This is a genomic window from Streptomyces sp. NPDC093109, from assembly GCF_040701725.1.
In the GTDB taxonomy this organism is placed as follows: Bacteria; Actinomycetota; Actinomycetes; order Streptomycetales; family Streptomycetaceae; genus Streptomyces.
In genome coordinates this window covers 335,064-359,163 of the sequence record NZ_JBFBEZ010000003.1, presented here as the reverse complement: position 1 = coordinate 359,163, position 24,100 = coordinate 335,064, and the positions used below count along the sequence as shown (strand labels likewise).

Sequence of the window (24,100 nt, the reverse complement as noted above, 5' to 3'; positions counted from 1 at the left end):
GCCGTCCGGTCCCGCCGGGGACCACGACGGCGCCGACCCGTCAAACTCCGCGCGGACAAGGCGTACTTCTCCGCCGACCACCTGGCCTGGCTGCGTGAGCGCGGGCTCGTCGCGCGCATCGCGCGGCCCGGCATCGAGTCCGGCGAACGCCTCGGTCGGCACCGCTGGAAGATCGAACGGTCGATCGCTTGGCTCTTTGGCTACCGCCGCCTCACCGTCCGATACGAACGAAAGGGCTCGCACTTTCTCGCCTTCCTCGGCCTGGCCGCCGCCCTGACCTGCTACAAGAAGCTCGCGAAACTTGCCACGTGAGACACACTCTTAGTGGATGTTCATCGCTGTCCGTCTGCTGGAAGGGCTGCAATTGGCGGAGGCGTTCAGCCAGCGGTTGACCGGCTACGAGCGGAGGGATGTCCGGTCGCCGCCGCCCTCGAAGCCACTTCTCGAAGTCGAGCTCAGTCGTAGTCGCTGGGACCTCGATCCGAGGCGCCTCCTCCCTGGTCAAGGGCCTGGCAAGAAGAGACTGGACTTCGGCGTACAGGGTGTGCTCCAACGCGGCGCGAAGCTGTGTGAGGGCGTCGGCCACCAGCCGTGGGATAGCCGCGGGTAGAGGCGCGATTGCCCTAACCACCATGTTCAACCGATCTCCATCCGCGACTTCTCCCAAGGTGAGCGGGCCTTGCTCGGAGTACGCGTGTAAGGCGGATAGCCTGGTCGATGGTGTGGTCCACGTGGGCCAGGGTGTGGGTGACGTAGAGTTGGTGGTCAGGAAGCCATGAGTAGGTGGCATCACGGTGGGTCATGAGCAGAGCGTAGCCAGCCTCTCATCTACCGAGGCCCGGATGCCTGACCCTCGCTCTGGATCGATCACTCCCGTCGAGGGAGCCCCGGATAGGCCCCAGCAGGGCTGAGCGGGATGCTGTTCTTGAGGAGTGCCAGCCGCACGTGGCAAGGCTGGCTCCTGCGAGTTCGGCGTTGCTCCGCAGCGAGAGGTGGTGGCGTTCGTACCCGGTGTGCCACTGTCCCAAGAGGGTGGCGGTGTGCTGGGTGCGGCGAAACTGGGGCGGGCTCCAGTCGACGAGGTGCTGGGCGAGCAGGCAGATGACGTGGGCCGTGGTGGTGTTTCAGAGCGCGGACGAGCTGGGCGATGGAGAAGTCGCTGCCGGCACGGCCTGGTTGAGCCGGACGATGGTGATGCTGTCCGATTCAGGCCCTGGCAAAGCAAGGTGACGCAGGGTGCGGGCGGGGAGCCGGGGCGTCCACTGGAGCGGTTCGTCGATGCAGTGCTCGTCGGGGAGCGTGCCTTCTCCAGCTCTCCGGCGGGCGGGAGGTAGATATGCGGGGTGTCGGTGAGGGAGTGGTGGCAGCGCCGTGGGCGTGGGCCGCCGTTAGAGCCGGGCTTGCGCATCGCCCCGGGCGCGGGACTTCCCGGTGGGGATGGGAGCGAAGGCGAGGGACGCGGTGACAAGCCGGGCAGCGATCGGCGAGAAGGACATGATGGAGGGCGCAGGCGAGGGACCAGCTCAGCCGCCAGGTCACCTGCCAGCGGCCACCGGTCTCCTCCAAGCAGGCGGGGGCACCGCGATCTCGCTTGCCCCCACAGCAGCTGCCGGTGCGCGCGGCGTCGGTCTGGCACGAGAACCACGGCGTGCCCGTCGTACGGCAGTAGGGGCATGGCCATGAGGACTTCGGCAGGTACTCCGGTTACCTCAGTGATCGCGTCCAGTTCGTCGAGGTTGGCCAGGGTCGTCCAGCGCGGCAGTCGGCGAATCGCGTTTGGGTAGACCGAGCGCGCTGAGGACGTCGGTGAAGGAGCAGTTCAGCCGGGCGGTCACGGCCTCCAGCCAGGAGCCCAGAGCCTCACCTAGATATGGGCGTACCGGATCGGCAAGGACCGCCGGGCCTGACTCACCCTGGCCTCCGGACAAGGCGGGCATCTGGGCACCGATCGCGACCAGGGTGCTCGTCGATGACCATGGTCACTCGTGAGGTCCGTGAGCCCGTACGAGATTTCGTGCCGCGGTGACGTTCCGATGAGTTTCCCGGACGGTGAGGGTCTCATTCCTGTACGGCGTGCCTTGCGGCACCGAGCGGCCCAGGCGCGGAGCGACGTCATGGTCCCGGGCGGCGTCACGGGAGCGCGTGACGAGTCGTGTCACCGAAGCGCCGAGCTGGAGGAGCGAAGACTCATGGAGAACGACAGCGCGCAGATCCGAGCGCTCATCGAGCGATGGGCTCAGGCCGTGCATCAGGGCCGTATCGATATGGTGGTCAAGGATCATGCCGAGGACATCGTGATGTTCGACGTTCCGCCGCCCTACGAGGGTGTGCGGGGTGCCGACGCCTACCGGGAGGTCTGGCCGGGGTTCTTCGAGTGGCAGGCCCAGGGGGCCGTCTTCGACGTTGAGGAACTGGAGGTCACCGCCGGGCAGGACGTCGCCTTCGCCCATGCGCTCGTACGGTGCGGGACGGAGGAGGAGCTCGCGGCCCGACCCGGCTTCTGGCTGCGGCTCACCCTGGGGCTGCGCAAGGAAGCGGACCGCTGGGTGGTTGCGCACGAGCACCACTCCTTCCCCGACCTGAGTGTCCCCGATCTCCAGAATCAAGGCGACGTAGGTCCGCGCCGTGCACGACCACTCGTTCGAACGCATAGAGGCCAAGGACCTGGAAGGGCTGATGCGGCACACAGCCGACAACATCGTCTCCTAGGAGCACGACGCCCCTCTTGCAGTACCTGAACGCGACCAGGCGCACGAGGCGCGCCGACAGGGCCTGGGCCCGGCCGAAGACGCCGCCACCTGGGGCGTTCCCGACACGCGCGTACTGATTCGTGACCGCCTCGCCGTCCTCTGGGGGCTGAACCGCATTACCTCCCGTGAAGCTCGTCCGGGACGAGAAGTCAACCCAGCTGGTCTAGACCACCTGAGCTCGGCGCTGGGTCCACGTAAGCCGGCCGCGAATGGCAAGAGACGGCGCCGCCGAAGGCTGGGCGAATCCGGGACGGAACATGTGAGCGGCCATGGGCGGCACCCGCAGATTGTTCTCTGTGCGGTCCTGGACTCGGGCCCACATGCGTGTAGTCGTAGGTGATGCGGGTGTAGTCGGCTTCGGTGCGGCCCGCGGCGGAGACGCCGAGGCGGCAGAAGCAGGCGTCCACGCCGGTGAGGTGGTCCTGGATCGCCGTGTAGTCGGTGAAATCGGCGTGGACGATCTGCCGGAGCTTGGGGTGGGTCGTATCCAAGGGCGGTCGGACGACCGCGAGACCTCGGCGACGGTGTCGTCCCGCAGGGCGTCGCGCCCGATCATTCCGGAGGTTCCAAAGGCGATGACGCGCACGATTTCTCCTGGCAGGGAAGGGTGAGGCGGGGATATGGGCGGGTATCGCTCCTGGCGGGCCGTTGCGGGGTGAGCGGGATCCCGCAGGGCGGTGCATTACGGCGTCGAAGGCGTGGCCGGGCTGGGTGGCCCGGTTCAGATGCCGACTGGGCCCTGATGTCGCCGATGAAGGTGGCGTCGTCGGTAGCGGCACGCTGGGCGATCAGCGCCGCGCTCGGCCCGGCGGGGCAGCGCAGCTGGGCGGTGCCGTCGGTCGCCGCCCGGTACACGGTCTCAGTCACGACTTCGGGCCCCAGTCGACTGGCAGGATGCCGCCCGAGACGACAGGCGGGGCAGGGGGAGCTTCCGCCATCTTGCCGATCGAACGAATGTGCGACTATTGAGTTAGGGTGCTTCTCCCGGTCGGGGGCAGCACAGGCGACGCAAAGGGGGGTCATGGGAACCAGGAGGTGTGTATGTCGTTTACGCATCTCCGCGCAGCGAGTGGCTACTCGCTGCGCTATGGGGCCAGCCACCCGCACGCTCTGGCGGAGCGGGCCGCGGAGCGGGGTCTCGATGCCTTGGCGCTGACCGACCGGGATTCGCTCGCGGGCGCGGTGCGCTTCGCTAAGGCATGCGCCCGGGTGGGGGTCCGACCGCTGTTCGGGGTGGACCTGGCGGTGCCCGGTGGCAGCCCGGCGTCGGGAGCGGCGCCGGGTAGGCGGCGGACCCCCGCTCGGGGCGGCGCGTTCGTGACGGAGGCATCGCTGCGTGCGGTGTTCCTGGCCCGGACCCCGCGCGGTTGGGCCGAGCTTTGCCGGCTCGTGTCGGCGGCGTCTGGCCAGGGCGTCGGCTGGGAGGACCTCGCCTGCCCGCAGGACGATGTGTTTGTACTTCTCGGAGCGGATTCCGAGGTGGGGCAGGCGCTGGCGGCGGGGCGGCCGGACCGGGCGGCGGCGCTGCTCAGTCCGTGGCGTGAGCGGTTCGGGTCGTCGTTGCGCATGGAGGCGTCCTGGTACGGGCGGTCCGGTACCGGGCCGGGATCGTTGCGGCTCGCCACGCGGATGGCGGGATTCGCCGCCGAGCAGCAGGTGACGGCCGTGGTGAGCAATGCCGTGCGCTACGCCGACCCGCAGCAGGGCGAGGTCGTCGACATCCTGGACTCCGCCCGGCTTCTCGTGCCGGTCGACGACCGGGACGCGTCCCGCCTCGACAGCGGACAGCGGTGGCTGAAGGACGCCGGCGAGATGGAACGGATCGCGGGCCGCATCGCCGAGGCGGCGGGCGGCCGGGACGCGGACGCGCGGCGGCTGCTTGCGGCGACCGAGGAGACGGCAGCGGTCTGCGCGGTTGACCCGGGTGAGGCGTTCGGGCTCGGCAGGCTGAACCTTCCCGAACCCGAACTGGTCGGTGTGCAGGAGGAGTTGGCTGACCGAGTCCTCGCCGACCGGTGCGCAGCGGGCATGATGAGCCGCGGCTACCACCGTGAGGTCGACCGCTGGGACCGCCTCGAGGACGAGCTGCGCATCATCGCCGGGCACGGTTTCGCCGGGTACTTCCTGACCGTCGCCGAAGTGGCGGCCCAGACCCAGCGGCTCGGCATCCGGGTCGCGGCGCGCGGTTCGGCCGTGGGCTCGCTGGTCACGCATCTGCTGGGGATCAGTCCGGTCGACCCGGTGGCGCACGGACTGCTGATGGAACGGTTCCTCTCCGCGCGACGCTCGGCGCTGCCCGACATCGACCTGGACGTGGAGTCGGCGCGACGCCTGGAGGTCTACCGGGCCGTCCGGGAACGGTTCGGGGCCGACCGGGTGGCGACGCTCGCCGTGTACAAGACGTACCGGGCGCGCGGCGCGATCGAGGTCGTGGCGCGCGCCCGGGGCATGGCCCCTGACGACGCGGCTCGCCTCGCCAAGGCGTTCCCGCACATCAGGGCGAAGGACGTGCGGGCGGCGCTCGCCGAGCTGCCGGAGCTGCGCGAGGTCGCGGCCGAGGAGCACGGTCGGCTGTGGGAGCTGGTGGAGGCCCTGGACGGGCTGCCGCATGAGGCGGCGATGCACCCTTGCGGTCTGCTCGTCTCCAACGCCGGGCTGTTGCGGCGCACCCCGGTCGCGCCCACCACCGTCGAGAACATCACCATGTCCCAGTTCGACAAGGAGGATATCGAGGACACCGGTCACCCGAAGGTGGACCTCATCGGCGTGCGCATGCAGTCCGCACTCGCCCACGCTGTCTCGGAGATCGAGCGGGTCAGCGGCGAGCGTCTCGACCTGGACGACCCGTCGCAGGTGCCGCCGGACGACCCGGCCACGTACGACATGATCGTGTCCGGGGACACCATGGGCACCTTCCAGCTGGAGAGTCCCGGGCAGCGCGAACTCGTCCAGAATCTGCGGCCGCGGTCCTTCGGCGACCTAGCCCTCGACATCAGCCTGTTCCGTCCCGGGCCGGTCGCCGCGAACATGGTGGCGCCCCTGATCGAGGCCCGGGACAGCCGAAAGCGGATCCGCACTCCGCACCCGGACCTGCAGCTGATCCTGGCGGAGACCGAGGGGCAGGTGGTCTTCCACGAGCAGGTCATCCAGATCATGGCGACGATGACCGGCTGCGACCGGGGCATGGCCGACGAGGCACGCCGCGCCCTGTCCGATCCCGAACGGCAGGGCAGGGTGCGGGCCTGGTTCGCCGACCGGTCGCGTGCGCGCGGCTATTCGATCCGGGCCGCCCGGGACGTGTGGGAGGTCCTGGAGGGCTTCGGCAGTTTCGGTTTCGCCAAGGCGCATGCCGCGGCCTTCGCGCAGCCCGCCTACCAGTCGAGCTGGCTCAAGGCGCACCGGATGGCGGCCCTGCTCGCGGGGCTGCTCACGCACGATCCGGGGATGTACCACAAGCGGGTCCTGGTCGCGGACGCCCGGCGTCACGGGGTGCCGCTGCTGCTGCCCGACGTCAATCACTCTCAATCCGCACATATAATCGAACTGGTGTCCGGTAAGTGGGGAGTTCGGATCGGATTGTCCCAGGTCCGCGGGATCACCGAGGCCGAGAGCAAGCGCATCACGGACGGACAGCCGTATACCTCGGTCGAGGACTTCTGGCAGCGCGCCCGCCCCAGCCGCCCGCTGGCCGAGCGCCTGGTCCAGGTCGGGGCCCTCGACTCTTTTGGTGCGCGGCGCGAAATCCTCCTGAAGACGACCGAGTTGCACCGGTCTGGACGCGGCCGGGGCTCCTCCGCAGGACAACTGCCCATGCCCGCGACCGACACTGGGCCGGACGACGCCGTCGCGGTCACCGGCCTCCCGGTCATGAGCGGCTCCGAACAACTCGCTGCGGAGCTGGACGTGCTCGGCATTGACGTCTCGCGTCATCTCCTGGAGGAGCACCGGTCCTTGCTGGCCGACATCGGGGCGATCCCGGCCGCCGATCTGTCCGGCCTGCGGCACGGCGCCACGGTGCTGGTCGCCGGCGTCAAGGTTGCCACCCAGACCCCGCCGATCCGCTCGGGCAAGCGCGTCATCTTCGCCACCCTCGACGACCCGACGGGCCTGTCCGACCTGGCGTTCTTCGAAGACAGCCATGCGCGCTGCGCCCATACGGTCTTCCATAGCCGCCTGTTGCTCGTGCGCGGGACGGTGACCCGACGGCCACCGCGCGCCTTCAGCATCACCGGTACGGCCGCCTGGGATCTCGCCGAGCTGATCGAGCTGCACTACGAGGGAGGCCCGGCCGCGGTCGCCGACCGGCTCGCCCGCCCCGCGACCGCCGCGCGCCGATCGGGTACGCGGCGCACCATCACGCAGCCGACCGGCTACACCCTGCACCCCTGGGCCGACCTGAGACCTCCCGGCACCCCGGCCGCCCACACCGCCCTCGACGGAAGGACCTTCTACCATGCGAGCCCCGGAAGCGCAGGGTGACCGGCGATGATCCTCTACCTGCACTTCGGTGACCCGCAACCCGACCCGGTGTACCGCCAATTCATCGATATGATCGGCGAATTCACGCCCGTCTGCCAGGCCCTCCCGCCCGACGCGGCGCTCGCCGACGTGTCCGGGAGCGTGCGGTACTTCGACCGTGACGCCGCCTCCCTCGCGGCGCTGATCCGGATGCGGGTGGCCGCACGGTTCGACGTCGACACGACGATCGGCATCGGCCCCAACCCCCTGCTCGCCCGGCTGACCGCCCACCGCGGAGCACCCGGCGCGATTCGCACCATTCCCGACGACCCCGAGGCCGTTGCCGCGTTCCTGACCGGCCTGCCCGCTGCCGCGCTGCCCGGGATCGGCCCGGCGACGGTGCGTACCCTGGCCTCCTACGGTCTGGCCACCGCCGACCAGATAGCCGCCACTCCGCTGCTCACACTCCAGCGCATCCTGGGAACGGCCGCCGGCCGGCAGCTCCATCAGCGGGCGGCCGGCAACGACCCCACCCGAGTAGCGCCCGGCGCCCCGCCCCGCACCTTCAGCGCCGAGCACCGTTTCGTACGCGACGAACTCGACCCCGACCAACAGCGCAGCGCCCTGACCCACCTCGCCGAACGCCTCGGCACCCGCCTCCGTGGAGAGCGGCAGGCGTGCCGATCACTGACCCTGACCGTCCAGTACGCCGACCGCTCGACGACAGCGCGTGCCCGCGCCCTGGCCGAGGCCACTGCACACAGCCCTCAACTACGCGCGGCTGCACACGCGTTGCACACGACGCTTGGCCTCCAACGGGCCCGGGTCCGCTGCCTCACCCTGCAGGCCGAAAAGCTGTGCGAGGCGGGTTCCGTGTCCCGGCAGCTCTCCTTCGGGCCCGACGACGACAAAGCGCGCCGCATCGAGGCCGCGGCCGACCGTGCCCGGGCCCGCTTCGGACCCGGCACCGTCCGGCCGGCCAGCACAGCCGGAATGTGACCGCTCCCCGGCCTCGGACGTGCTCCTCCGCCTCCATGAACTCATAGGGAAAGCTCCATTCAATCGTCTTCGCCGATGAGGAAACCGCGCAGCGGCATGGGTGGCATGCCGTCGATCGGACCGGAGGGCGCGGCGGACAGATCGTTGGCGGGGATTTGCCCTCGCTGTGGAAGCGCCTCGCTGACGTTGACCGAGTCGATCACGGCACCGGAGCCGTGTGAGAGACACAGACGCCGAAAAACCACGAGTCGTGGGACGGCTTCGCCCATGTTCCAAAGGGAACTGCGCCGGACCTCGCGGCCGCCCCGCGGCGGACGGCCGACAGAGCATCAGCAGACGCAAGCGCGCAGGCCACGGGGCTGGCTCGCAAGCTACATTCAGGATCATGACCTACAAGTTCGGACCGAATGAGCAATGCCTCAGGCGCTGCCGTGCAGTCGTCCCGCTGTTGCTCGCCGAAGCGGACAAGGTTGTCGGTACCGGCGTGACCGTCGCTGTCCGCGACATGCCGATGATGCCGATGCTGATGGGCTGGTGGCAGTTCACCAACCGCACGGCGAAGGCGGTCGTCCGGCTCTACGACGACAGCTTCAGCGTGGAAGCCGCGCCCCTGATGAGGAACCTGATCGGTCACGCGTACGCGATGAACTGGCTCGTCGACAACGGGTGGCCGGCGCTGAGGGCTATCCGCGCGTACTCCGACGAACACCGCACCAAGCTAGCCAACAACGTAAATGAGACATGGAACCTGCCCGACCCCGTATCGGTCGAGACAGCGCCACTCGAGTTTGCGGACGAGGCCGACGAGAAGCTGCACAAGCGGCTACTCGGCGAACTGTCGAACTTCGACAACCTCGCCAAGGCGTACGGGACTCCGGAGATATATCCGGTGTACCGGCATCACTCTGCCTTGTCCCACACGACGGCGTACACGGCGAACCCGTTCGTGGTCGAGAAGGACGACAAGCTGTACTTCGCGACGGAGCCGCAGGGCGCGGAGGTGATCGTCGAGCGACTGTGGATCCCGGTTGCACTTCTGCAGGCTGCGAACGCGATCAGCCCCTATATCGAGGGCCACCCGATGAAGAAGACCATTGAGAAGATTATGAACAACCTGGGCCTTCCCGCTGAGATCCTCAACCTGAAGAGGGGCGCTGTCCCGGTTGCTGCCGCGCCTCAGTGACATGCAGTGAGAACCAGTCCGCATCCGCGTTTGACAAGCGACGCGGCACGTCCAAGAGGGTCGTGTCCGGGAGCACTGCTATCAGCCCGACCATTAGGAACGGCCGATGACTGGCCGCAGGCCTATGACTCATACCCGTCTTCGGCACGGTGGACATGCTCAGGCCCAGGGTGCGCTACACCGGGGACCATGGGGCGGTTGTAGTCGAGGGGGATGGTGCTGAAAGTGTCGCTGGGGATGGGAGCGGTGTCGTTGTCAGCGATGATCAGCTGTACCTGGTCGCCGTAGGCGTCTGCGAGTGCTTTGAAGCGGTCGTAGATGCGGTTTCCGCGTTCCTGGTCGTCTGGGTTGTTGCCCAGTGCCTTGCGCGGGGAGTCGATGATCAGCAGGGAGGGGACGAGGACATCAGGGTGGGTGAGTCCGAATTCCAGTAGGGCGAGGCTGTAGGCGATGCTCACGCATGTCGTGATGCCGCCGCCGGAAGCCTGCAGGCTCTCGAAGGGGCTGCCGTCGATCACCGGCAGGTAGGTCTTCGGGTCGATGACCGCCGTTTGTACCCAAGGCAGGTGCAGCTCGGCGAGCAGGGTGAAGAACTCCTGGCTCAGGTCGTCTACGAGTTGGCCGCGGGCTGCGAGGGCCAGGGTACGGCTCTTGACGTCGGCCTGGACGCGTGTGCGGGTCGCCTTGAGGTCCTTGACCTCTTGGTTGATGGACCGCGCGCGAGCCCAAGCATCACGCAGCTGGGTGACGGCGTCGATGCTCGCTCCGAGAGAGGCTACGCGGGCGCTGGAACCGGCGATCGCGTCGAACCGGGGCGCGACGATGTCCCGGGTCTGCACGTCCAGCTCCCGCCGCAGGGTGGCGGTGAGGAAGTCAGCTTGCTGGACGCGGTCACGCGCGGCTGCAAGAACCTGCGCATCAGCTTCGCGAACAGCGTGTGCGTCCTGGAGCTGCCTCTCAAGGGCCTCCCGGGTCTGCTGGATGGCCGCAGGGTCGATGGACTCGTCCGGGGGATCGTGTTGCAGGCAGACAATGCAGTGGTCCTCTTGGACCGGCCGCCCTTCCAGCCGCTGCATGCAGCGAGGGCAGATGACGAAGTCGAAGGGAGACAGCTTCTCGATCGCGGACGCTGAGCGCTCCAGGCGCAGGAGATCGAGTTCGACCTGAGCGACGACTGATTCACGGGCTTCGAGCAGCTCGCGTGCGGCTTCGGCCTCTTGGGTGGCGTCCCTCGCGCCGGCGACGGCCCGACGGAGCTGCTGCCGGAGAACGGCATCGGCCGCGCTGCTCTCCTCCAGCTCCGAGCGCAGATCGCTGAGGGCGCGTTCGGCGAGGGACAGCATCTCGCGTAGCTGAACGAGTTCCGCGCGAAGCACGTCATCACTTCGCGAGTCCGACTCTCGGAGGAAGTTGCTGACGTTGTCGTGCTCAGAGGTTTTCGTCTTCATGTCCGTCAAAAGCTGCGCTGATCGCTGCTTCAGATCCAAGAGCACGCTGTCCGTCAGCCCGAAGATGATCTCGAAAAGGGCTCGGCGCATCCCGTCGAAGTAGGTCTGCTGGTGGCGAACGATCTGGGTGTCGATGTAGATCGCTTCGAGGTAGACGTAGGCGAACAGGGCCTGGAAGGTCACGTTGGCCTTGGCTGCTTTGCCTTCCCGACGCACGGGAATCGACGCACGAGGGAACCTCAAGGCGCTCAGCAGCCGGTCGGACAGAGTTGTCTGACCGGCCTCGGCGCGGATGATGAAGCTCTCTCGGAGTTCCAGCGTGACGGGGTCGAGCACGTCCACCCGGTTGCTGCCGGCTTCGCCGATCAGCCTCCGAAGCGCCAGATGCTCGTCGCCGACAAGGACCTCCGCACACACTGAATGGACGTGATCGCGCACGGCAGGCGTGAGGATGGCGTCACCGCCGGCAGCGTGCTTGAGCAGCATGAGAAGGCTGGACTTGCCGCTGCCGCTCGGTCCGCTGATCACGGTGGCCGGCTGGTCGAACCGGTACGTCTTCTCCGCATCGGCGGTGGTGAGAGTCAGGGCGAGGAACTTCAGGTTGACCGCCATCAGATTTCCGTCCGCCAGGGCCTGTCCACCGCGTCGGGCAGGCGCTCATAGATGAGGTTCTTCAGGGCTGACCCCGACTTGTCGAAGTGCTTCTTCAAAAGCGCCGTACGTTGCGAGACGAGCACCCAGCCAGCCGTCTCCGACAGAACCGCCACGGCCTCAGCGCCACTGGCCGTGACACGGAACTCAGTCCGGTCGCCACCCGCGTACGTAATGAGGTCACGGGCTGCCAGCGAGCCGAGGATGCTGTAGTAGCGCTGATCCCATGGCCCGTACTTGTAGCGGGTCATACGACTCTCGACCGCCCGTCGCTCGGCGGCTGTGGGCTCGGTGCCGCGTGGCCAGCTGTCGCCGTTCTCGTCGAGCAGCCGCTCCAGCATCGCCGGATAGCGAAGTAGGAAGTCGAGCTTGGCCAGTTTGGTGAGTCCCACAAGGCCCATGCGTGCCGTGGTGAAGCGTCCGATCAGCAGCAGGACTCTCGCCTCGTGATAGTGAGCCTCACGGCGCTCCTCGCTACGAGCCTGCACCTTGATGCGCGCCTCGGAAGCCAAACGCTCGGAGGCGTTGCTCACGATGCCTCCTCGTCGGAGATCATGAAGACGTCGGAGAAGTAGTAGTCGCAGTCGTCACACAGCTGATACGCCAGGCCGCGAAGATGCTTACTGTTGATCTTGAACGGCAGGGTCGCCGACATCGCCTCAGGCGTCAGCCGCTGCCTCAAGAGCCGGTTCATCCGCGCCCCGTACGGCTTGCTCTCCGCCGTCTCGCACTGCGCGTCCGCACGGCAGTCGAAGGCGGTATCCAAGACCTCCAAGCGCATATTGGCGAGGTCTGAACTGTCTCCAGGCAACCCCGATTGGTGCTGTTTCCAGGCGACGTACCACGCCGAGCGCAAACTCTCCGCGTGCATGACCTCATCATCGGGCACCTGCCCCTGCACCAGCTTCTTCCGGAGGTTCACTCCTCCGGGAGCGACCATGGGGAGTCGACCAGGAGCGAAGGTCGGAACGGTGAGTTCGCGGTAGACGAACTGCTCGCGCACCGTGCGGGCGTACAGCGTCCGGCGGGCGATGCGCTGCTGCATCTGCACGTTCTGGAGGACCCTGCTCGGCGTTGCGATGTACTCGGCCAGCTGGCCACGCTCGCCCTCGCCGCGGTTGGCCTGCTCGATGCGCTCGACGATCCGGCGGTAGGTGGCTTCGTCGTCCACGTGGTCCAGCTCCAGAGCCAGGATGGCCGGCCGGAGGAGCTGCTGCAGGTTGTGGTCGGTGATGAACCTGGACGAGGGCACGCTCTTGTAGTCGATGTGCAGCACGGTCAGGAACTGCTTGATCGTGGCGACGAAGCCGTCGGGTATGGCGATGTCAGCCATCGCCTTGGTCTCCGGCACCTCGGGGATGTGCGGGTACGGTTGCTTCCAGCGGATCTTCAGGAAGTACCGCGCGATGGTCGTTGCCATCGTGTCGACGTCCGCAGTGACCTCTGGGTCTGGGCCGCACATTCTCGCGAGCATAGCGGCATTGCCCTTGCTGGTGTTCAAGGCGCCGTTCGTGGTGAGGCGCAACCGAACGTTGTCCGCGCAACCGCACGCGCGCCAGCTGTTGAACAGGTGTGCCAGGCCCCCGTCCTTGCACAGATCGCCCACATTCCACAGGGTCCGGTGGTACTGGCGGTGCTTCACCGACACCAGCTCGACGGTGCCGTCCTTGAAGGCGATGGCGAAGTCCTCGTGCCACTCGCAGACGACGTACTCGATCTCGTCCCGTGTAAGCATGGCCAGGCATGCCTGAGCCGCCACTTCGGCTTGGTACCGATACAGCCGTGAGGTGTCGGTTCCACCATCCTCGCCGGGCGCCCGCCGAAAGATCGGATGCACGAAGTCGTCCGCGTCATCCACCGTGTCCGCTGTCATGTCGACCACAGCCACCCCCAAGCCGTACGCGCACCGCGAGCCCTGAAGGGGGTCGGTGAGCCGAAGATCCTTAGGCGTATCACAGTCCGGATGCGTGACGTAACCGAGTGATCGCATAAATCTGGAACGATCAGACAATCCGTCCGCGCCGAGGGCGACTGGCTCAGGACGGGTCTCACGTGCCGGTTGATATCGGAACGCATTGCTTCCCTCGGAGAGTTGCCGCAGCGGCTCGTAGCCCATCGTGCTGGCCGACAGCGCCACGGCGCCCTTGCCGTGCCTTTGACCAGCCGTTCCTCAATCTCGGTGAGGATTAGCCCGCGTGTCAGCAGCTGCGGCGCGTCGATCGGGCCGAAGCCAGACGCAGCCGCTGCTGGGAGAGCCGCAGCGCCATACGGCGCTTGGTGTTGGTCGCTCGTCAGCCCCACGCCCCAGCAACTCGATCAGCGCCCGCTGGGTGTCCGGAAACCGATAGGTGCGCTTGGGCAAGCTTGCGCGCGCAGGCCAATGCCTCACGGCTGCCCTGTCTACTCACGGCCGGGCGTGGCGGCCGTGCCGCTTACCTCGGCAGCCGTCCTTACGCACAGTCAGCATTGCGTAAGCAGTACGGGAATGCGCACACGTTGAATATAGTTTACGTACGCTGCGTATGAAACCGCGGACCCTACACCCCGGTGGTTCCGACCAGCGGCGAGCACTTCCCGATGTCCCAGTTCGACAAGGAGGACGTCGAGGAGCTGGGGCTGCTCAAACTCGATGTGCTGGGTGTGCGGATGCAGTCGGCGATGGCGCACGCCGTCGCCGAGATCGCCCGCGCCACCGGGGAGCGGGTGGACATCGACGATCCGGCGCAGGTGCCGGAGGGCGACCCCGCGACCTACCGGCTGATTGGATCGGCGCAGACGCTGGGCTGCTTCCAGATCGAGTCGCCCGGCCAGCGCGATCTCGTCGGCCGGCTCCAGCCCGCCACCTTCCACGATCTGGTGGTCGACATCTCGCTCTTCCGGCCGGGGCCGGTGGCGGCGGACATGGTGCGGCCGTTCATCGAGGCCAGGCACGGCAGGGCGCCGGTCCGCTATCCGCACCCCGACCTGGAGGGGCCGCTGCGCGAGACCTACGGCGTGGTCGTCTTCCACGAGCAGATCATCCGGATGGTCGACATCATGACGGGCTGCGGCCGGGAGGAGGCCGACCGGGTACGGCGCGGGCTCTCCGACCCGGAGTCGCAGGGGCGGATCCGGGTCTGGTTCGAGCGGCTGACCAGGCAGCGCGGATACGCGCCCGAGGTGGTGGCGCGCGCGTGGGAGATCGTCGAGGCGTTCGGCTCGTACGGCTTCTGCAAGGCGCACGCCGTCGCGTTCGCCGTGCCGACCTACCAGTCCGCGTGGCTGAAAGCACACCATCCGGCGGCCTTCTACGCCGGGCTGCTCACCCACGATCCGGGGATGTACCCGAAGCGGCTGCTGCTGGCGGACGCGCGGCGGCGGGGGGTGCCGGTGCTGCCGCTGGATGTGAACCGGTCACGCACCGCTCATCAAATCGAACTGGTATCTGATGGTGTGTGGGGAGTGCGGCTGGCGCTCCTCGATGTCCACGGCATCAGCGGGGCCGAGGCGGCGCGGATCGAGGCAGGACAGCCCTACTCCTCGCTGCGCGACTTCTGGCAGCGGGCGGCCCCGGGCCGTCCCGTCGCCGAACGGCTCGCGCAGGTCGGCGCGTTGGACATGTTCGGCGCGAACCGGCGGGATCTGCTGCTGCATCTGTCCGAGCTGCACGGCGCTCAGCGGGTGGTCCGGCGCGGCGCGGGCGGGTACGGCGCGGGGCGGGGTACGGGGCGCGGCGCGGGCGGGTACGGCGATCAGCTTCCGTTGGAGGGCGGGCGGCGGACGGCCCCCGCTGGACTGCCCGATCTGGGTGACGCGGAACGGCTCAGCGCCGAGCTGGGCGTCCTCGGCATGGACGCCTCCCGGCACTTGATGGCGGACCACCATGACTTCCTGTCCGAGCTGGGTGCGATTTCGGCCAAGCGGCTGGGGGAGACGGCACACGGCCGTACGGTCCTGGTCGCCGGCGCCAAGGTGGCGACCCAGACCCCGCCGATCCGCTCCGGCAAGCGGGTCATCTTCACCACGCTGGACGACGGTACGGGCCTGGTCGACCTCGCCTTCTTCGACGACAGCCACGAGGCGTGCGCGCACACGGTCTTCCACTCGTGGCTGCTGCTGGTGCGCGGGGTGGTGCAGCGGCGGGGGCCGCGCAGCCTGAGCGTGGTGGGCGCGGCGGCCTGGAATCTGGCGGAGCTGGTGGAGCTGCGGAAGACGGGCGGTCTGGAGGCGGTGGCGGCGGCGCTGGGTCCGGATTCCGGTTCCGGTTCCAGTTCTGGTTCCAGTTCCGATTCCGGTTCCGCCTCCGGTCCGGATTCCGGTTCAGGCGACGGTGGCCGGCGGATCAGGCTGTCCACGGGCTACGAGCTGAACCCGTGGGCGGACCTCAAACCGCCCGGCGAAGGCGTCCCGACCGGCCGGAAGCTGTGGCACTCCAGCCCGGGGAGCGCGGGATGATCCTCTGTATACGGCTCGAAGGGAGGGGCGGCGCCGAAGCCGCGCCGTCCGCGCTGCCCGCGCTCCTCGCGCTGGCCGAGGACATCAGCCCCGTGGTCCAGGCGCTGCCACCCGATGCCGCGCTCCTCGATGTGCGCGGCGCGCGGCGGTACTTCGGGCAGGACGCCGCCGGGATCGCCGCCGTCCTGCGGGTACGGGCGCTCGCGCACCTCGGCGCCGGCTGCGCGATCGGGGTGGCAGCCACCCCCGTACTGGCGCGGATGGCCGCGCGGGCGGCCACGCCCGGGACGACGTGCGCGGTGGCGGACGACGAGCGCGCGGTACGGGAGTTCCTGGCGCCGCGCCCGGTCGACGCCCTGCCCGGGATCGGCGCCGCGACGGCCCGCGCGCTGCGCTCGTACGGACTCGACACCGTCGGGCGGACGGCGGCCGTACCGCTGTCGACGCTCCAGCGGATCACGGGGGTACGGCTGGGGCGCGAGCTGTACGAGAAGGCGCGCGGTATCGACCGTACGAGGGTGGTCCCGGACGCCGCCGCCCGCTCGGTGGCCGCCGAACGGAGCTTCCCGCACGACGAGTTGGACCATGAGCTGCACCGGCGCGCACTGCTCTCGATCACCGAGGAGCTGGGCTCCCTGATGCGCGGCACGGACCAGGTGTGCCGCTCGCTGACGCTCACCGCGCGGTACGCGGACCGGTCCGTGACCACCCGTACGCGCGCGCTGCGCGAGCCGACCGCGCACTCGGCCGCGCTCGCCGCCGCCGCGTACCGGATCCATGAGTCGCTCGGGCTGCAACGGGCGCGGGTCCGGGCCTTCGCGGTCCGCGCGGAGGGGCTGACCCCGGCTGGACGGGCCGCGCGGCAGCTGACGTTCGACCCGGTGGACGAGCGGGCGCGGCGGATCGAGGAGGTGGCGGACCGCGCGCGGGCGAGGTTCGGGCCGCGGGCGATCGTGCCGGGGTCGCTGAGCCGCTGGGCCGCGTGAGGCGGGACGCCGGGCAACGGCGGTTATCCGCACGGGTTTTACCGGCGCGTAACTTCCCTTCGTCGCTCTACCCGTGCGTAACTTGGCTGAGTACAGCCAGAAAATGTGGTCCGGACCACAGGGCTGACAGTCATCGCTTTCACCCTTGAGCCGCAAGGAGATCGCCCGATGCTGCCCTGGAAACGCGCGCTCGGCACGCTGTCCGCACTGCTGCTGGCCGCCACGGTCACCGTCACCCCCGCCGTGGCCGCGACCGCTTCCGCATCCCCCGCGGAATCCCCCTCCGCTTCCATATCCGATTCCATATCCGCCGTCACCGCCGCCGCCGCGCCGAGCAGCGGGTGGAACGACTTCTCCTGCAAGCCCTCGGCCGCCCATCCCCGCCCCGTCGTGCTCGTCCACGGCACGTTCGCGAACTCCGTCGACAACTGGCTCGGTCTCGCGCCGTACCTGGTGAAGCGCGGCTACTGCGTCTTCGCGCTCGACCACGGTCAGCTCCCCGGCGTGCCGGTCTTCTACGGGCTCGGTCCCATCGACGCCTCGGCCGCCCAGCTCGCCACGTACGTCGACAGGGTCCTCGCGGCCACCGGCGCCGCGAAAGTCGACATCGTCGGCCACTCCCAGGGCGGCATGATGCCCCGCTACTACCTGAAGTTCCTCGGCGGGGCGGCCAAGGTGAACGCGCTGGTGGGCATCGCGCCCAGCAGCCACGGCACCACCCTGCTCGGGCTGACCAAGCTGCTGGCCTACTTCCCCGGCGCCAAGGACCTGCTGAGCGAGAAGACCCCGGCGCTGGCCGACCAGATAGCCGGGTCCGCCTTCCTGACCAAGCTCAACGCGGGCGGAGACACCGTCCCCGGGGTGCGCTACACGGTGATCGCGACGCGGTACGACGAGGTGGTCACGCCGTACCGCACACAGTTCCTGACCGGCTCCGAGGTGCGCAATGTGCTGCTCCAGGACCTGTGTGCGGTCGATCTGTCCGAGCACGCGGCGATCGGGCTGATCGACCGGATCGCCTTCCACGAGGTCGCCAACGCGCTCGACCCGGCACGGGCCACACCGACGACCTGCCTGTCGGTGCTCGGCTGACGCGCTGCCGGCCGAACGGTCAGCCGAACGGTCAGCCGCGGTGGCGGACCGTACGGACCGTACGGCGGCGGGCCGTGCCGAACATCACCGCCGCGCCGAGGGCGAGAGCTGCCGCGCCGCCGATCGCGTAGTACGAGGTGCTGTCGCCGCCACCGGTCTCGGCGAGGTTCTCCCGGCCGTCGGCCGCCTGCTCCACCGGGGCGCCGGCGGCCTTGGCCTCGGGGGCGTTGGGCTTGGCGTCAGCGGCAGCGTCAGCGGGGGTGGCGTCGGTGCCGGGAGCGGCGGATGTGGGGGTGGGCGTGGAGGTCTTCGCCGGGGCCTGCGCCGCCTCCGTACCGTTCCCGCCGTGGCCGTGCTCCCCGCTCTCCCCGTGCTCCCCGCCGTGTCCGTTGTGGTCGACGGTGGACTTCTCCGCCCCCTCCTCGATCGTCCGGTCGGTGGGGGCGGAAGCGGCCGGCGCGGTGGCGGCTGGCGCGGAGGGGGCCGAACCGGCGCCGCCCGCACCGCCGTTGTCCTGGCCGAAGACCACGTCGGAGCAGGTGTAGAAGGCCTCGGGGCTGTCGGAGCGCTGCCAGATCGAGTAGAGGAGGTGGCGGCCCGACCGGTTCGGGACGACGCCGTTGAACACGTACGCGCCGTCCTCCAGCTTCGGGTCGGCGACCTTGAGGAACGGCTGCTCCTCCAGATCCGACCACTTCAGCGGCTGCGTCGGGTCGTACCCGTCCTTGGTGAGGTACAGCTCGAACGAGCCCCGGTGCGGCGCGGTGGCCTTGTAGCGGAAGGTGCGGTCGCCCGGCGCCATGGGGGACGACGGCCAGTCGGCGCGCGCCAGATCGAGCCCCTTGTACTTGTCCCGGCCCGCGCCGCACAGCTTGCCGTCCGGGATCAGCTGCCGGTGGTTCCCGGCGGCGTCGGCGATGTTGACCTCGTTCCAGTCGTAGAACGCCTGCGTACCGCTCGCCGCGACGGCGGCCTTGCACGCCTCCGAGCGCGGGTTCTCCGGCCCCTCGGCGAAGCACGCGGCGACCCGGCTGACCGGGTCCGTCATCGACCCGTGGGCGGCGGCGGGCGCGGCGGTCAGGCCGGTCAGCGAGAGCGGGACGAGACCGAGGACGACGATCCCGGTTGCCGTACGGCGAGCGGACATGAAGAGGTTCTCCTTCGGAGCGGACGGCGGGGAATCCGCCGGAGCGACCGGCGGCCTCCCCGCCCCCGTGCCGCTCCGGCGATCAGCAAGCTAGCCGCTCCGAACCCCCGAATCGCCTGTTGGGAGGGGGTGAGGGCGATCCTTATGGTCGGCTTAAGGTGAGGCTAAGAGGCCGCTCAGGTAGGGTGCGTTTACGTACCACCCAGCCGTGTGCCACGCAGGCGCACCGCACACGTACCGGCCGAAGGAGGCGAGACCCATCACCGCTGTATCAGGTCGGGTGCTCCCTCCGAACGGCCGCGCGATCCCTGGGACATAAGGGACACGAGTGGTCGCCGGGAGTGCCCTGGGCATTCCGAAAGGCACACCGCATGTCAGTTCCGCATTCGCCCTCCTCTTCTTCTCCTTCGTCTTCCCCTTCCTCCTCTTCCTTCTCCGCCGCGCCGTTTCCCGGTGTCGTCGCCAGGCTCCGCGCCGCCGGCTGCGTCTTCGCCGAGGACGAGGCACGGCTGCTGCTCGCCGCCGCGACGACACCGGCCGCCCTCGACGGCCTGGTGGAGCGGCGCGCCGGGGGGCTGCCGCTGGAACACGTCCTGGGCTGGGCGGAGTTCCGCGGGCTGCGGATGGCCGTGGACCCGGGGGTCTTCGTGCCCCGCCGCCGTACCGAGTTCCTCGTCGAGCGGGCGGCGCTCCTCGCCCGCCCCGGCACCGTCGTCGTCGACCTCTGCTGCGGCTCAGGCGCGCTGGGCGCGGCGCTGGCCACCGTGTGCGCGGGCGTCGAACTGCACGCCGCCGACATCGACCCCGCGGCGGTACGGTGCGCCCGGCGCAATGTCGCCGCCGCCGGGGGCGGCGAGGTGTACGAGGGCGACCTCTACACGCCCCTGCCCGCCGCGCTGCGCGGGCGCGTCGGCGTCCTGCTCGCCAACGTCCCGTACGTACCCACCGAGGAGATGGGCCTGCTGCCCCCGGAAGCCCGCGTCCACGAGGCCCGGGTAGCCCTGGACGGCGGCGCCGACGGCCTCGACGTGCTGCGCCGCGTCACCGCCGGGGCCCGCGACTGGCTGGCGCCGGGCGGCCACCTCCTCTTCGAGACGAGCGACCGCCAGACCTCCCGGGCCGCCGCCATCGTCACCGCGGCCGGACTGACCCCCCGGGTGTCCCGCTCCGAGGAGCTGTACGCCACGGTCGTCACCGCGACCCGCCCCGCGTTGTCAGTGGTGGATGGCAGCATCGGGGGATGACCACGATCGACTGGGACGTGTCCGCCGACACCTTCGACGAGGAGCCCGACCACGGCCTGCGGGACCCCGTGGTCCGGGCGGCCTGGGCCGGGCGGCTGGCCGGTTGGCTGCCGGAGGCGGCCGGGGCCGTGCTGGATCTCGGGTGCGGTACGGGGAGCCTCGCGCTGCTCGCCGCCGAGGCGGGGCACCGGGTGACGGCCGTCGACCGGTCGCCGCGGATGGCCGCGCTGGCCCGGGCGAAGCTGGCGGGGGCCGGGGCGGCGGCCGGGGCCCGGGTGCTGGTCGGCGACGCGGCGTGCCCGCCGGTGGCGGCGGGGGCGTTCGATGTCGTGCTGGCCCGGCATGTGCTGTGGGCGCTGCCCGACCCCGAGGCGGCCCTGCGGCACTGGGCCACGCTGCTGCGCCCCGGCGGCCGGCTCGTCCTGATCGAAGGCGTCTGGACCGGTGACGGACTGCCCGCCTCCGGTACGGGCCTGCCCGCCGCCCGGCTCACCGCCGCCCTCGCCCCGTTCACCGAACGCGTCCACCACGAACGGCTCTCGGCGGACCCGGCGCTCTGGGGCCGCCCGGTCGACGACGAGCGGTACGCGCTGGTCGCGGCCCTCGCGCCGCCCCGGCGCCACACCGAGGTGGTCGACGTCCATCTGATCCTGCGCCGGGGCGACGAGGTGCTGCTCGCCCGCCGCTCGGGCACCGGATACGCGGACGGCCTGCTCAACGGCCCCTCCGGACACGTGGAATCGGGCGAGGACGTCCGTGCGGCCATGATCAGGGAGGCGGCCGAGGAGATCGGCGTCTCGCTCACCCCCGACGACCTGCGCGTCGCCCTGGTCATGCAGCACCGGGGCCCGGCGGGCGAGCCCCGGATCGGCTGGTTCTTCGAGGCGGCGTACGGCGCGGGAGGCGAGCCCGTCAACCGCGAGCCGCACAAATGCTCCGGGCTGTCCTGGCACCCGCTGGCCGCGCTCCCGGACGACATGGTCGCCTACTGCCGAGCCGGGCTCGACGCGTACCGCGCGGGCGAACGGTTCGTCATCCACTGGCACGAGGACGGCGACCCGATCGCCCACACCCCGGACGCGCCCGGCCGCGCCGTCGTGCTGGCCGCCACCCGGCCAGGACCCCGTGGTGTTTGATGAGGGCCCCGGTGTCGTCCATTGCTCAACCTTCGGCGTGTTCCGGCCAGCTGTGCCGCAGCGCGCCCGTCGGCGGCGGGTCGTGGGGGAGAATCGCCGCGTGACCTTGAAGATCGTGATCGACTCGGCGGCGGCGACCGCTCCGTACGAGCAACTGCGCACCCAGATCTCGGCGAAGGCCCGCTCCGGCGCCCTGCCGGTGGGGTACAAGCTCCCGACCGTACGGGGGCTCGCCGGGGAGCTGGGGCTGGCCGCCAACACGGTCGCCAAGGCATACCGCGCGCTGGAGACCGACGGGGTGATCGAGACGCGCGGCCGGAACGGTACGTTCGTCGCCGCGGCCGGCGAGGCCGCCGACCGCGAGGCCGCCACCGCGGCGCGGACCTACGCCGAGCGCGCACGACGGCTGGGGCTCGGCAGGGCGGCGGCGCTGGCGGCGGCGGAGGAGGCCGTGCGGGCCGTTTATGCGAAGTAGGGGAGCGGGGGACGCACTTCTGCCGGAGTGTCAGAGGTAGAGGCCCGCGTCCCGGTTCGACTGCTGGGCCGGCACCGACGCGGGGCCCGTTCCCCGCCGCAGCGCGTACAGCTCCGCCAGCGTGGCGCCCTCCCGGCCGACCAACGACTCCCAGTCGCGGTGGGCGGTGTCATCGCCCTCGCCCTTGCGGTCCTGCTCCTTCATCCAGGACAGCGCCTCCGCACGACTCAGCGCGCCCACCTCGATCCTGGCCAGACAGCGGCCGGGCCTCACCACCGCGGGGTGCAGCCGCTCCAGGTCCTCGTTGGTCGTCACCCCCACCAGCACGTTCCTGCCCTGGCCGAGCAGCCCGTCGGTGAGGTTCAGCAGCCGCGACAGCGCCTGACCCGCCGCGTGCTTCGCCTCGCCCCGGATCAGCTCGTCGCAGTCCTCCAGCAGAAGCAGCCGCCAACGGCCCTCGGCCGTGCCGTCGTCCTCGCCGATCGCGATGTCCATCAGATAGCCGACGTCGTTGAAGAGCCGCTCCGGGTCGAGTACGCAGTCGACCTGGCACCAGTCCCGCCAGGAACGGGCCAGCGTGCGCAGCGCGGACGTCTTGCCGGTGCCCGGCGGACCGTGCAGCAGAAGCAGCCGGCCCGCGATGTCGTCCGGCGCCAGCTTCATCAGCCCGTCCATCGCGTCGGCCACCGGCGCGCGGTAGTTGGTCCTGACATCGGCCCAGGTGCCCGCGGTGATCTGCCGGGTGGAGCGGTGCGGGCCCTGCTTCGGCGAGTAGTACCAGAATCCCATCGGCACCGCGTCCGGCTGCGTCTCCGGCTGGTCCTTGGCGCCGTCGGTGGCCTGCCGGAGGATCTTTTCGGCGAGTTCGGCGGTGAGAGCCGTGACCGTCACATCGGCCCGGTGGTTCCACCGCGACACCAGCAGGGTCCAGCCCGCGCCCTCGGCGAGCGTCGCGCCCCGGTCGTCGTCCACGGCGCGGCGCAGCACCTCGGCGCCCGGCGGCAGCAGGGTCGAGCCGGGCTTGACCCGGTCGATGGTGGTGCTGTGGGAGTACGGCTGCTCGCCCGTCGTGAAACGGCCGAGGAACAGCGCGTCGACCACGTCCGACGGCGAGTCGCTGTCATCGACGGTGAGCCGGATCGGCAGCGCGTCCTGAGGTTCGGCAGACATGCCGCACATGATCCGGCACGGCGGCGGCCTGCGCACCGTGTTTTGCCCACCGCCGCCTACCGCCGCCGCCCGGCTCCGTACGCCCGGCTCCGTACGCCCGGCTCAGAGCGCGCGGCTCAGTGTCCGGGGCGCTCGGCCGCCGCGGTCGGGCGCCCCCTCACCACCGTTCCCGCCCGGCGGGCGCGTCGTACGAGGGCGTAGCCCTTGGTGAGCGTCCGGTCCAGGGCGAAGGCGCGGGTCAGGGCGCGGCCCTCGACCAGGTGGGCGAAGCCGGCGAGGCCCGTGGTGCGCCGTACGGTCACCCGGTGCAGGGCGTAGGGGCCCTGGGCGCGGCGCGCCAGGCCGTTGCCGACGGCCAGGGACTGGGCGAAACCGGCCGTGCGGACCGTGTGGCGCACGCGCCGGCTGGAGTAGCCGAACGGGTAGGCGAACGAGGCGGGCGGCGTGCCCAGTTCGGTGGCGAGGATCTCGCGGCAGCGGCGGATCTCGAACGTGAGCCGCGCGTCGTCGAGCTGGTCGAGCTGCGGATGGGTGTGGCTGTGACCGCCGATCTCCACGCCGGCCGCGGCCAGTTCACGGACCTCGTCCCAGTCGAGCATGGTGTCGGGGGCGCCGCCCGTGTCGTACCGCCCGCGCAGCCAGCCCGTCGAGACGAACAGGCCGGCGGCGAAGGAGTACGAGGCGAGCACCGGCAGGGCGTGCCGGCGCACGCCCGCGTAACCGTCGTCGAAGGTGATCAGTACGGGCCGCTCGGGCAGCGGGTCGCCCGCTCGCCAGGCGCCGGCGAGCCGGGCCGGTGTGACCGGGGTGAAGCCGCGCGTGTGGAGCAGCTCCATCTGGTCGGCGAACGCCTCGGGCGATACGGACAGTCCGTACGTGGCCGCCGGCGGCCGGTGCCCGATCGCGTGGTACATGAGGATCGGGACG

At 70.1% G+C, this 24,100-nt stretch carries 17 protein-coding genes and 1 pseudogene; 11 read left to right on the top strand and 7 right to left on the bottom strand.

Going from position 1 to position 24,100, the window contains the following annotated elements; translation table 11 throughout:
* The 4 genes and pseudogenes from AB0389_RS05955 to AB0389_RS05940 all read left to right on the top strand — a co-directional run.
* Window positions 1–312, top strand: a 312-nt coding sequence (locus tag AB0389_RS05955; protein ID WP_366394077.1) for a transposase, incomplete at its 5' end; no start/stop codon positions are given.
* Window positions 313–2,189: 1,877 nt separating this feature from the next.
* Window positions 2,190–2,585: pseudogene (locus tag AB0389_RS05950) on the top strand (nuclear transport factor 2 family protein); the annotation flags it as partial.
* Between the two features lie 1,206 nt (window positions 2,586–3,791).
* Window positions 3,792–7,229 carry a DNA polymerase III subunit alpha gene (gene dnaE, locus AB0389_RS05945; protein WP_366394076.1) on the top strand — a complete coding sequence of 1,146 codons (3,438 nt, stop codon included), beginning with the start codon at window positions 3,792–3,794 and terminating at the stop codon, window positions 7,227–7,229.
* Between the two features lie 6 nt (window positions 7,230–7,235).
* Window positions 7,236–8,207, top strand: a complete 972-nt coding sequence (locus AB0389_RS05940; protein ID WP_366394075.1) for a hypothetical protein — start codon at window positions 7,236–7,238, stop codon at window positions 8,205–8,207.
* 59 nt (window positions 8,208–8,266) lie between these two features.
* On the opposite strand, the gene AB0389_RS05935 is transcribed toward AB0389_RS05940, so the two are convergent.
* A complete protein-coding gene (locus AB0389_RS05935; RefSeq protein ID WP_366394074.1) occupies window positions 8,267–8,476 on the bottom strand; it encodes a hypothetical protein in 210 nt (69 codons plus the stop codon).
* A gap of 116 nt (window positions 8,477–8,592) precedes the next feature.
* On the opposite strand from AB0389_RS05935, the gene AB0389_RS05930 reads away from it, so the two are divergent.
* A complete protein-coding gene (locus AB0389_RS05930) occupies window positions 8,593–9,390 on the top strand; it encodes a DUF5677 domain-containing protein (RefSeq protein WP_366394073.1) in 798 nt (265 codons plus the stop codon).
* 122 nt (window positions 9,391–9,512) lie between these two features.
* On the opposite strand, the gene AB0389_RS05925 is transcribed toward AB0389_RS05930, so the two are convergent.
* Genes AB0389_RS05925 through AB0389_RS05915 form a run of 3 tightly spaced genes read right to left on the bottom strand, consistent with a single transcriptional unit; the run spans window position 9,513 to window position 13,377 of the window.
* A complete protein-coding gene (locus AB0389_RS05925) occupies window positions 9,513–11,450 on the bottom strand; it encodes an AAA family ATPase (RefSeq protein WP_366394072.1) in 1,938 nt (645 codons plus the stop codon).
* Window positions 11,450–12,022 carry a hypothetical protein gene (locus tag AB0389_RS05920; RefSeq protein WP_366394071.1) on the bottom strand — a complete coding sequence of 191 codons (573 nt, stop codon included), beginning with the start codon at window positions 12,020–12,022 and terminating at the stop codon, window positions 11,450–11,452. The genes AB0389_RS05925 and AB0389_RS05920 overlap by 1 nt, the downstream gene beginning before the upstream one ends.
* Window positions 12,019–13,377, bottom strand: a complete 1,359-nt coding sequence (locus AB0389_RS05915; protein WP_366394070.1) for a dsDNA nuclease domain-containing protein — start codon at window positions 13,375–13,377, stop codon at window positions 12,019–12,021. Before AB0389_RS05915 ends, AB0389_RS05920 begins: the two co-directional genes overlap by 4 nt.
* A gap of 659 nt (window positions 13,378–14,036) precedes the next feature.
* Between AB0389_RS05915 and AB0389_RS05910 the strand changes: the two genes are divergently transcribed.
* The 3 genes from AB0389_RS05910 (at window position 14,037) to AB0389_RS05900 (ending at window position 18,001) form a co-directional block, all read left to right on the top strand.
* Entirely contained in the window at window positions 14,037–15,923 is a 1,887-nt protein-coding gene (locus AB0389_RS05910) for an OB-fold nucleic acid binding domain-containing protein (protein ID WP_366394069.1), read from the top strand.
* Entirely contained in the window at window positions 15,920–16,909 is a 990-nt protein-coding gene (locus AB0389_RS05905) for a hypothetical protein (RefSeq protein ID WP_366394068.1), read from the top strand. Before AB0389_RS05910 ends, AB0389_RS05905 begins: the two co-directional genes overlap by 4 nt.
* Window positions 16,910–17,077: 168 nt before the next feature.
* Complete coding sequence (locus tag AB0389_RS05900) at window positions 17,078–18,001, top strand: alpha/beta fold hydrolase (RefSeq protein ID WP_366394067.1); 924 nt, start codon at window positions 17,078–17,080, stop codon at window positions 17,999–18,001.
* Between the two features lie 31 nt (window positions 18,002–18,032).
* On the opposite strand, the gene AB0389_RS05895 is transcribed toward AB0389_RS05900, so the two are convergent.
* The gene (locus AB0389_RS05895; RefSeq protein ID WP_366394066.1) at window positions 18,033–19,148 is read right to left on the bottom strand and encodes a lytic polysaccharide monooxygenase; all 1,116 of its coding nucleotides are present in this window, start codon (window positions 19,146–19,148) and stop codon (window positions 18,033–18,035) included.
* A gap of 371 nt (window positions 19,149–19,519) precedes the next feature.
* On the opposite strand from AB0389_RS05895, the gene AB0389_RS05890 reads away from it, so the two are divergent.
* The 3 genes from AB0389_RS05890 (at window position 19,520) to AB0389_RS05880 (ending at window position 22,003) form a co-directional block, all read left to right on the top strand.
* A complete protein-coding gene (locus AB0389_RS05890; protein WP_366394065.1) occupies window positions 19,520–20,392 on the top strand; it encodes a putative protein N(5)-glutamine methyltransferase in 873 nt (290 codons plus the stop codon).
* Complete coding sequence (locus tag AB0389_RS05885) at window positions 20,389–21,528, top strand: methyltransferase domain-containing protein (protein WP_366394064.1); 1,140 nt, start codon at window positions 20,389–20,391, stop codon at window positions 21,526–21,528. The genes AB0389_RS05890 and AB0389_RS05885 overlap by 4 nt, the downstream gene beginning before the upstream one ends.
* Before the next feature lie 100 nt (window positions 21,529–21,628).
* Window positions 21,629–22,003 (top strand): GntR family transcriptional regulator, encoded by a 375-nt coding sequence (locus AB0389_RS05880; RefSeq protein WP_366394063.1) that lies wholly within the window; start codon window positions 21,629–21,631, stop codon window positions 22,001–22,003.
* 30 nt (window positions 22,004–22,033) lie between these two features.
* Here the strand turns inward: AB0389_RS05880 and AB0389_RS05875 are convergent, their stop codons facing one another.
* Entirely contained in the window at window positions 22,034–23,173 is a 1,140-nt protein-coding gene (locus AB0389_RS05875) for a DUF5925 domain-containing protein (RefSeq protein ID WP_366394062.1), read from the bottom strand.
* A 116-nt stretch (window positions 23,174–23,289) separates the two neighbouring features.
* Entirely contained in the window at window positions 23,290–24,087 is a 798-nt protein-coding gene (locus AB0389_RS05870; protein WP_366394094.1) for a polysaccharide deacetylase family protein, read from the bottom strand.
* Window positions 24,088–24,100 lie beyond the last annotated feature (13 nt).

What these genes read in the sequence shown, in the direction of transcription:
- AB0389_RS05900 (WP_366394067.1), top strand. Translation starts at nt 17,078, where the DNA reads ATGCTGCCCTGGAAACGCGCGCTCGGCACGCTGTCCGCACTGCTGCTG.
- AB0389_RS05930 (WP_366394073.1), top strand. Translation starts at nt 8,593, where the DNA reads ATGACCTACAAGTTCGGACCGAATGAGCAATGCCTCAGGCGCTGCCGT.
- AB0389_RS05925 (WP_366394072.1), bottom strand. Translation starts at nt 11,450, where the DNA reads ATGGCGGTCAACCTGAAGTTCCTCGCCCTGACTCTCACCACCGCCGAT.
- AB0389_RS05875 (WP_366394062.1), bottom strand. Translation starts at nt 23,173, where the DNA reads ATGTCTGCCGAACCTCAGGACGCGCTGCCGATCCGGCTCACCGTCGAT.
- AB0389_RS05940 (WP_366394075.1), top strand. Translation starts at nt 7,236, where the DNA reads ATGATCCTCTACCTGCACTTCGGTGACCCGCAACCCGACCCGGTGTAC.
- AB0389_RS05890 (WP_366394065.1), top strand. Translation starts at nt 19,520, where the DNA reads ATGTCAGTTCCGCATTCGCCCTCCTCTTCTTCTCCTTCGTCTTCCCCT.
- AB0389_RS05935 (WP_366394074.1), bottom strand. Translation starts at nt 8,476, where the DNA reads ATGGGCGAAGCCGTCCCACGACTCGTGGTTTTTCGGCGTCTGTGTCTC.
- AB0389_RS05905 (WP_366394068.1), top strand. Translation starts at nt 15,920, where the DNA reads ATGATCCTCTGTATACGGCTCGAAGGGAGGGGCGGCGCCGAAGCCGCG.
- AB0389_RS05870 (WP_366394094.1), bottom strand. Translation starts at nt 24,087, where the DNA reads ATGTACCACGCGATCGGGCACCGGCCGCCGGCGGCCACGTACGGACTG.
- dnaE (WP_366394076.1), top strand. Translation starts at nt 3,792, where the DNA reads ATGTCGTTTACGCATCTCCGCGCAGCGAGTGGCTACTCGCTGCGCTAT.
- AB0389_RS05885 (WP_366394064.1), top strand. Translation starts at nt 20,389, where the DNA reads ATGACCACGATCGACTGGGACGTGTCCGCCGACACCTTCGACGAGGAG.
- AB0389_RS05895 (WP_366394066.1), bottom strand. Translation starts at nt 19,148, where the DNA reads ATGTCCGCTCGCCGTACGGCAACCGGGATCGTCGTCCTCGGTCTCGTC.